The 7853-nt window shown below is 62.1% G+C and carries 11 protein-coding genes and 1 tRNA gene; 2 read left to right on the top strand and 10 right to left on the bottom strand.

Going from position 1 to position 7853, the window contains the following annotated elements; all coding sequences use genetic code 11:
- Positions 1 to 41 precede the first annotated feature (41 nt).
- Positions 42 to 118: transfer RNA gene (locus tag DTX69_RS05125), tRNA-Met, on the top strand.
- Here the strand turns inward: DTX69_RS05125 and DTX69_RS30945 are convergent.
- From DTX69_RS30945 to DTX69_RS05075, 9 genes are all read right to left on the bottom strand, one after another.
- Positions 75 to 1817 carry a recombinase family protein gene (locus DTX69_RS30945; protein ID WP_407643972.1) on the bottom strand — a complete coding sequence of 581 codons (1743 nt, stop codon included), beginning with the start codon at positions 1815 to 1817 and terminating at the stop codon, positions 75 to 77. The two genes, DTX69_RS05125 and DTX69_RS30945, sit on opposite strands and share 44 nt — an antisense overlap.
- Positions 1810 to 2103, bottom strand: a complete 294-nt coding sequence (locus DTX69_RS05110; protein WP_162916686.1) for a hypothetical protein — start codon at positions 2101 to 2103, stop codon at positions 1810 to 1812. Before DTX69_RS05110 ends, DTX69_RS30945 begins: the two co-directional genes overlap by 8 nt.
- 106 nt (positions 2104 to 2209) lie before the next feature.
- Positions 2210 to 2521, bottom strand: coding sequence for a hypothetical protein (locus tag DTX69_RS05105; protein ID WP_119300414.1), 312 nt, complete (start codon positions 2519 to 2521; stop codon positions 2210 to 2212).
- 12 nt (positions 2522 to 2533) lie between these two features.
- Entirely contained in the window at positions 2534 to 2887 is a 354-nt protein-coding gene (locus DTX69_RS05100) for a hypothetical protein (protein WP_119300413.1), read from the bottom strand.
- A gap of 238 nt (positions 2888 to 3125) precedes the next feature.
- Positions 3126 to 3332: a hypothetical protein gene (locus DTX69_RS05095; RefSeq protein ID WP_162916684.1), complete on the bottom strand. Its 207-nt coding sequence runs from the start codon at positions 3330 to 3332 to the stop codon at positions 3126 to 3128.
- On the bottom strand, positions 3329 to 3730 hold the full coding sequence (locus DTX69_RS05090; RefSeq protein ID WP_119300411.1) for a hypothetical protein: 402 nt from the start codon (positions 3728 to 3730) through the stop codon (positions 3329 to 3331). The genes DTX69_RS05095 and DTX69_RS05090 overlap by 4 nt, the downstream gene beginning before the upstream one ends.
- A 2-nt stretch (positions 3731 to 3732) precedes the next feature.
- Entirely contained in the window at positions 3733 to 4344 is a 612-nt protein-coding gene (locus DTX69_RS05085; RefSeq protein WP_162916682.1) for a hypothetical protein, read from the bottom strand.
- A gap of 25 nt (positions 4345 to 4369) precedes the next feature.
- Positions 4370 to 4543 carry a hypothetical protein gene (locus tag DTX69_RS05080; RefSeq protein WP_162916680.1) on the bottom strand — a complete coding sequence of 58 codons (174 nt, stop codon included), beginning with the start codon at positions 4541 to 4543 and terminating at the stop codon, positions 4370 to 4372.
- Positions 4544 to 4599: 56 nt separating this feature from the next.
- Positions 4600 to 5385: a hypothetical protein gene (locus DTX69_RS05075; protein ID WP_119300408.1), complete on the bottom strand. Its 786-nt coding sequence runs from the start codon at positions 5383 to 5385 to the stop codon at positions 4600 to 4602.
- Between the two features lie 448 nt (positions 5386 to 5833).
- On the opposite strand from DTX69_RS05075, the gene DTX69_RS05070 reads away from it, so the two are divergent.
- Positions 5834 to 6679 (top strand): cycloisomerase, encoded by an 846-nt coding sequence (locus DTX69_RS05070; protein WP_119300407.1) that lies wholly within the window; start codon positions 5834 to 5836, stop codon positions 6677 to 6679.
- 30 nt (positions 6680 to 6709) lie between these two features.
- On the opposite strand, the gene DTX69_RS05065 is transcribed toward DTX69_RS05070, so the two are convergent.
- Positions 6710 to 7810, bottom strand: coding sequence for a mandelate racemase/muconate lactonizing enzyme family protein (locus DTX69_RS05065; RefSeq protein WP_119300406.1), 1101 nt, complete (start codon positions 7808 to 7810; stop codon positions 6710 to 6712).
- Positions 7811 to 7853: the final 43 nt, after the last annotated feature.

Genomic DNA, 7853 nt, shown 5'->3' with positions numbered 1-7853 from the left:
AAACCCTCTGATACCTGATTACTGATACCTGATCCCTGGATCGCGGGGTGGAGCAGCCCGGTAGCTCGTCAGGCTCATAACCTGAAGGTCAGAGGTTCAAATCCTCTCCCCGCAACCACATTCTTGGACCACCATCCGAAGCCGCTGACCGGTCCGCCCACGGTAGACCAGAGGGTCTCGTCCCACATCTCCCAGTCCTTATAGAGCCCGATATAATGCCCGCGCACCTCTGCCCGCAGGTAACCGTTGGCGCTCGGATGGAGCTTGATCTCGCCGCCTGTAACGCTGGCGATGAGCTGCCGTAGGGCAGGGATGTCGTCGGCGTCGAAGTCTTCCACGCCGGCCAGCTTCCGCCTATACCTTTCGACCAGCGACGGCAGCGCCTCGACGACGGTCTCCATCGTCATCCCAGCGTTGGACACGCGTTGAAGCTGATCGCGCTCCGACTCCAATCTCTCCAGTTCCGCCTTCGTGGATCCCGTGATAATGCCCTGCCTGAGCGCGGCGAGGATGTTGCCAATTTCCTTCTCGACCTCGATCAGCCGCGTCTTCCTGATCAGCTCAGCCTTGCGCCGCTCGCGCTTCTGATCCGCGGCCAGCCTCTTGGCGCGTTCGGCGAAACCCGACAGGTGCTCCTGCGTGAACAGGTCGTGCCGGAGCGTGTAGAGCAGCCGGCGCTCCAACAGGTCGCGCTTGACGCGCAGGCCGTTAGAGCAGCCGGCGTGATTGCGGTGGTTGCTGCACGCGTACTTGCCGTTGCTGATGGCGACGTAGTTCTCGCCGCAGACGCCGCACTTCAGCACACCTGAGAACAGGTGCTTCGGCCCGCCGCCAACCCGCGCGCGAGCGTGCAGCGCCTCCTTGATCTTTCTGCCAGCGTCGTACGTCTGCTGCTGCCGCGCCTTCACCTTATCCCACAGTTCTTGGTCAACGATGCGCAGCTCCGGCGCATCGTTGACCACCCACTCCGACTCCGACTTCTCGCGCCGCACGAGCTTGAACCGATCGGGGTTGCGCGGGTCGTCATACACCTCGTCGAACGTCGCGCGGTTCCAACGACGCTTGCCGATGTAGATCTCGTTGTTGAGAAAGCCGACCTTGCCCTCGGCCGCGTATATAGCGGTGTGCGACCAGCTGCCGCCGCGCGCGGTCCGTACTCCCAGCTCGTTAAGTTTGCGGGCGATCATCTGCGGAGACCAGCCGTCTGCATACCAGGTGAAGATCTGGCGAACCCAGCGCGCCTGCTCGTCATTGATCGCCAACCGGCGGGCGGTGATCAGCGGACGCCCGTCCGCGTCCTTCCGAACCGGGTCTTCCTCGATGATCGTACGATAACCATAGGTCCGGCCGCCCGTGTTCTCGCCTTTGAGTGCCTTGCCCATCAGACCGCGATGAGTTTTCTTCGCTAGGTCCTTGATGAAGACCGAGTTGATGATGCCGCGCACGCCCTCCTGGACGTCCGCGCTCTCGGCCAGACTATCGAAGCCATCTGACACGCCGATGACGCGAATGCCCCGGCTTTTCAGCTCGCGGATCAGGCGGCCGAACTCGATCTTATCCCTGGAAAGTCTGCTCAGGTCATCGACGATCAGCACGTCGAACCGCGCGGCCCGGGCGGCGGCCAACATCGCCTGATAGCCCGGCCTGTCGGTGACGGTGCCGGAGATGCCCCGGTCCTCGAACACGCGCGAGATCGCCCAGCCCTGTCGGTCGGCATGGGCGCGGCAGTTGCGCAGCTGGTCTTCGATCGAGGCTTCCTTCTGGCCGAGAGTCGAGTAACGCGCATACGCCGCCACGATCGGCGCTCGGTCAGTCATCCTCGTCCTCGCCGTCGAACAGGCAACTCAGCGGCGCGCGCTCGTCGCCGCAGCGGCCCAGGTCGATCTCGTGGTCGTCGCGAATCGTCCCGATGTCGCGCCCGTTCATATCCTCGATCACCAGCGTGCGGTCGTTGAGACGCCTGATCGTGCCCAGGTTCCTGCCGACATCATCCTCGATGATCCAACGATCGCGAAAGCCCGGCCTGATGGTGATCTGCTCGTCCGCAACCGCAGGCGCGCAGATCAGGCCGAGCACGCCTACCAGGATCAATCGTCTATCCATTCCGCAATTATAAACCGGTGGTTCGACCGCCTTTCGAGAATTTGCCAACACCTTCGAAGATTGTGAAAACGGCGGCAACCCTAGATCGGGCCGCCGCCGCTCCCGGTTAGCGCTTCTGTTGACGCTTATCCGCAACGATGGCGTTGAAAAAGACCATCAGACCCATCGCGAGAACCTCGCGATGGAAGTGATACCCCTGCTGTCTTGCCATCTTGTTCAGCCGCTGCAGCTGCCCGCGCGCCTTCAACTTCACCGCCTGTTCGTCCAGGATGTTGACGCGCCTAAGGCTGGTACCGAAAACGCGGCTGGCGGCGACGATCAGATTGATGTCATCGACGCTAAAGAACTTGCATGCCTTGGCCAGCACCTTCTCGGTGCTGTTCACGAACACAAACAAGGCCTTCACACGGTTTCCCATCACCGCACCTCCTTAGTTGCCGTCCAGCCAAGCGTGGTACTCGGCGTGCCGGTTGACCTCAGCGTCGACGTACGCGGCGAGCGCCAGGGCCTCCTCGTTTTCGTAGAACCAGACCTCGCGCTCGTGCGCGATGTCGCGCAGCTTGATCAGGCACTGCTTGTACTCGACGTCGAACTCCAATCCTTCGGACGCGTCATAACAACCCGGATGCGGCTGCCCGAGGGCAAACTGCATCGCGAAAAGCTTGTCGAACCCGTAGGTATTCTTGTGCTTCTCCACGGCCTCCAGCACGTCGGAGTGATCAGCGGCGATGCCGATGATCCGATCGATGTTGGTGTTGGTCTTAGTAGTCTTAGCCTTAACCATGTTCGTGTTTCCTCAAAAAGAGTTGCATCCGCCGAACACCATGCTCGACAGAGGTCGCGACCGATGACGGTCGCCTTTCTTCTTTCTGGGGATGCGCCTCTCTGGGCGCGCTGATTACTTAAGACCGACTCGAACGGCGGTCAAGGCATGATGCGGTGGGGTTAGCGAATGCTAAAGATGCCGAACGAAAGCTAAGTATCTTTAGCCTTCGTACCGAGAGTAGAACCGAGCAGAGGGACTAATGAACCGTCGCCGTGGCCTCTAGAGGCCAGGGTCGCAGGCGGTACAGCTCGAAGGTCAGGCCGTTGAACCAGCCGGCCTGCCAGTAGAACGACGCGGGCGAATTTCGGTCATAGGGACACTGCCGCCGCTTGACGCCGCCGTTGTAGGCTTCGAACCCCTGCAATTCTATGATCGCCCACTCGTGTTGTTGCGCCGTCATCACGCCGCGTCATCTCCACTCGGGTCCTGGCCGTTACCGCACATCCAGGAGTGAATGCGGTTGTCCAGCACGGCGTTGGCGCTGTGGATGCGCGCGGCGCGCACCATGTTCAACCAGATTCTCGGGTGAACGTTCTCCAGCGCGCGGATGATGCGGTCCAGCCGATCGACCTCGTAGAGGTCCTGAGGCTTCTCCGACCCGGTCAGGTCTAATCGGTTCTGCAGTAATACACTGCAGAACCGATTAACGCTCAGCAGCGCCTTCATAGGCACGGCAACGGAGAACGTCACGGTGTCGGCCGTGTCGGTCGTTCCGGTGAACTCGAAGGACACCTGCGCCACGTCCTCGCCGCCCCGCTCATAGATCCAGATCCAGACTATTCGCACTTGAGAATCTTCCATGCTTATTCCATCCCGGCGTCTCCGACGCCGCCGCAGCCTGTGCACAGCCGGTTGCCGACGTGCCAGCTCAAGAAGGTCTTGCCGCAGCGCAGGCACCTGCGGAGCTTGCGCTGTTCCACCAGCTGCCGGCGCTCCTCGGCCAGCAGCGCCTTCGCGTCGTTGTCGTTGAGCGCGTTCCTGTTTCTCTCACCGACCGCCTTGATCAGTCCGCGACCCAGCTGCCGCAGCTCGCGCTCGGCGACGAGCGTCCGCTGCTGGTCGCGACGACGCTCGGCGAGCCAGAGATCGACGACGGACTTGAGATCGTCGATCTGTCCCTTGGTGACGCCGTCCTTTGTTTCGACGTCGAGGTCCCGCAGGAACTGCTCCGTGATGTAGGGCTTAAGCCCTAGCGCCCGGGCGACGTTGCAGATACCGCGAATCGTGCCGGGGGGCGGGGGCGGGAGCCCGGGCTTGGTGTTCCGGGATTCCAGCCAAGTCTGTGCAAGAACCTTAAGTTCTTGCACGTGCTCCTCGGTGAACCAGACCTCCTTGCCGCGCTTGATCCGGGCCACGCGGTCGTGGTGCTCTCGTAGGAAGCGCACGGTCTCGGGCACCGTTAGGCCCAGCAGCATCGGCAGGTCCTGGCGCGGGTGCACTTCAGCGTCGGCGCTCGCGCTTCTTCTTCGGCGTTCCCGGTCCGACGCCGATGCTGCGCGTCCGAGGATCGATGCTGCTCCAGTTGCGCGGCTGCTTCGGCGTGCCGGGACCGACGCCTATCGTCTGCGCTCTGGGATCGGACGCTGTCCGGGTGCGCTTGCTGCTCTTGTTCATGTTCAAATCGCTCCTGTTCAGCTTGAGTGTGTTCAATAGTCTCGCCTTCGCTCGGCTCATTCCTGCTGCTCCTTGCCGTGCTTCTTCTGCCACTGCTGATACGGGTTCGGCTTGTGCTTCAGCGGCAGTTCTTCCCAGGCCTTGAAACCGTGTTCGCGGATAAACGCGCTCTTGGCCGCGGTGCTCACTAGGTCTTCCTTGAAGCGAATCTTGGATTCGGTCTTGAAGCGGCCGTGCGAGTCACGAGACGAGCCGGTGCTGCCGCCGCCGTTCGATGCGGCAAAGTAGTGGGGATGCGTGGTCTTCAGGGAGGACAGCCACTCTTCGGGCTTGAGCAGCGCAGACGGATCGTTCAGGTCGTCGCCCGTGGCGCTGCGCGGAACGAGCTTGCCGTCGCCGGCCACCTTGAAGACATCGTGGGCACGCCGCATTACGTCTTCTAGTGCCTCGGGCCGCACGCCGGAGGTGCCGGCGAGGGCGGCGATGTGCTTCTCGACCAGCGTCTGGGTGAGACGTTGGTTCAGGTGCTCGGTGCGTTCTTGCGCGAGACGTTCGGCGATCTCGTTCACCTTCTCGGGCGGAACGAGCTTGCTGAGTTCCTGGGCCATGCGATCTTTCTCTCGTGCGAGAGAGAGGTTGTTCTCCCGGAACTCGTCGAGCTTGGCCTTCGAGGTAGCGCCCTCGACGCTCAGACGGAACGAGCCGTCTTCCTGCTTGTCGTAGAGACCTTTGATGCCCTCATCCAGGGCATCAAAGGTCTCTGGTTCAATGGTGTACTTGACCGCGCCCCTGAGGTTCGGTGTCCGCCCCGGCCAGCTGCCTACTCTTGCTCTCTTCGCCATTCTTTGCCTCGCTAAAAACGAAAAGAGCGCGACGGATTTTGAACCCGCAACGCGCTCTTCTTTCTGGTCTTAATTATTAACAAGGTTGAGAACGAATGTAACTAGCTTTCCTGCTCGCTCAGGCGGCCAGCAGCAGCGACACGACGGGCGTGAGCCAGAGATCGGCCGGTCCATGAATATTGTTTCGTTTCCCCGCAACCAACTCCAACGAACACGCATCCGATCCAGAAAACCAGCATGTCCGTAACAGCGCGTCTCGTCGCCTGTTGTGCGGAGCGCTGTCCACCGCGCCGCGCCGCGACGGGAGGAACCGTAGGTGTCTGAAGGCTATTGCGAGCCCTGCGGGCGCGAGCGCTAGGATTCACCAAATCGTCGCGCGGGCGTCGTCGCTCTGGCCGGGGCACCGCGCTAACCGGGCCATGGAATGAGTCCTCAAGGAGGCTGTCCGATGGTGGGCTTTCGCTGGCTTTCCTTCGCTGTTCTCATGTTCGCCAAGCTGCCGGCGCTTGCCGAGGAAGCGGGTCCTCCGATGGGCACGTCCGAACTCATCCAGCGCTTTCAGATCAAGGAAGCACGCCAGGGCGTCGGCGTCGATGCCGATGCGTTCTACGCCGTCGACAACACGGTGATCGCCAAATACGACAAGAAGACCGGCGCCCTCATCGCCAAGTGGGAGGGCGACGCGGATGGTTTGACGATCCACCTGGACAGCGCGGCAGTAGTAGATGGCAAGCTGTACGCTGCTCATTCCAACTATCCGGCATGGCCGATGACGAGTTCGATCGAGATCTGGGACGCCGCGACGATGAAGCACATCGAAAGCCACAGTCTCGGCAGCGCGCGTGGCTCGCTCACTTGGCTCGACCGCGACGCAAACGGGATCTGGTGGGGCGCCTTCGCAAACTACGACCGCGTGTCTGATAAGAGTCCGCTCGCCTATGGCAACAAGTACAACACGCAGCTCGTGCGCTTCGACGCCAACTGGCGCGTGGCCGAAGCCTGGGTATTTCCGGACGCGCTGGTAGAGAAGTTCGATGACATGAGCAATTCCGGCGGCTCCTGGGGCCCGGACGGCAAGCTCTACGTCACGGGCCACGACAATGCCGAACTCTATATCATGGATCTGCCCACGATAGGCTCGGAGCTGAAATGGGTCGGCACCATCCCGGCCGAGATCGCCGGGCAGGGCATCGCTTTCGATCACAGCCAGCCCGGCGTGGTCTACGGCGTCATCCGCAAGAAGGAAGGCAGCGAGGTCACTGTCAGCCGCGTGACACCGCCTGTCGTCAACTGAATCCTGCAGCGACGGAGCAGACGCTTCGCGCTACAGACTACTGATCTGATACGCCGCCTTGTCCAGCCAGTCGCGACTGATCTCCACGCCCCAGCCGGGTCCGTCCGGAATCTGCACCTTGCCGTCGCGCGCAATAAGCGCCGGCTCGTAGAGGCCGCTGTCCCACGGGTAGTAGTCGGCGCCCTCGATCGAGAACTCCACATACGGGCCGGCATTCTCGATCGCGCCCATGAGATGCAGTGTGAAGACCGTCACCAGCGACTGGTTGGCGGAATGCGGCGTGACGGGCAGGCCGGCGGATTTCGCCATCTCCACGACCTTCAGCGTGCGATTGATGCCGCCGAGGTAACAGACGTCCGGCTGTAGCACATCGACCGCGCGCATCTCGATCGCGAAGCGCCACAGAGCGAGATCGCAATCCTGCTCGCCGCCGGTGACGTCGAGATCGAGCGCGTCGGTCACCTGCTTGGTCCAGTGATACTCCCAATAGGGGCACGGCTCCTCGAAATGGCAGATGCCGTGATCCTCGAGGAAGCGGCCGATCTCGATCGCCTTCTTCGGCGTGTAGCCGCTGTTCGCATCCACCAGCAGGCGCGCGGAGGGGCCGAGCGTCTTGCGGATCAGCGGAACGATCTCATCAGTGCGGCCCGGCCATTCATCCTCGTCATGGCCGCATTCCTTGCCGATGCGGAACTTGAACGCGGTGTAGCCGTGCTCGTCCCTGAGTCGGACAAAGCGCGCCGCTTCGTCCTTGGGCGTGATCTCGCCGCGCTTCATGCTGGATGCATAGACCGGGAACGGCCTCGGCTTGCCGCCCAGCAGCTCGCAAACGCTTTTCCCCGCGCGCTTGCCGCGCAGGTCCCACAGCGCGGTATCGAGCCCGCACAGGGCACGCATCAGGTACGAGCCGGGAAACTTATGCTCCCGCTCAGGAATTGAGTCGGTCAGGGCTGCGATGTCATCGGCGTCGGCGCCGAGCGCCCAGCGCGCCACTTGCCGGTGGAACACCTGGCAGGTGATGTCCGCATTGTAGGGCGATACTTGCCCCCAGCCCTGCATTCCGTCTTCGGCCGTTACGCGCACGAAGCCCACGAAAGGCGTGCTGAAGGTTTCCAGGCTCTTGATTTTCACGGTGGGGACCCATGAGACAAAGGAAAGATGGCTTGGACGGGCA

Origin of the sequence: Dongia deserti (genome assembly GCF_003574735.1) — a bacterium.
GTDB classification, from domain to species: Bacteria; Pseudomonadota; Alphaproteobacteria; order Dongiales; family Dongiaceae; genus Dongia_A; species Dongia_A deserti.
Note: the sequence above shows the minus strand (reverse complement) of the source record. Positions and strands in the feature narration are given on the sequence as shown.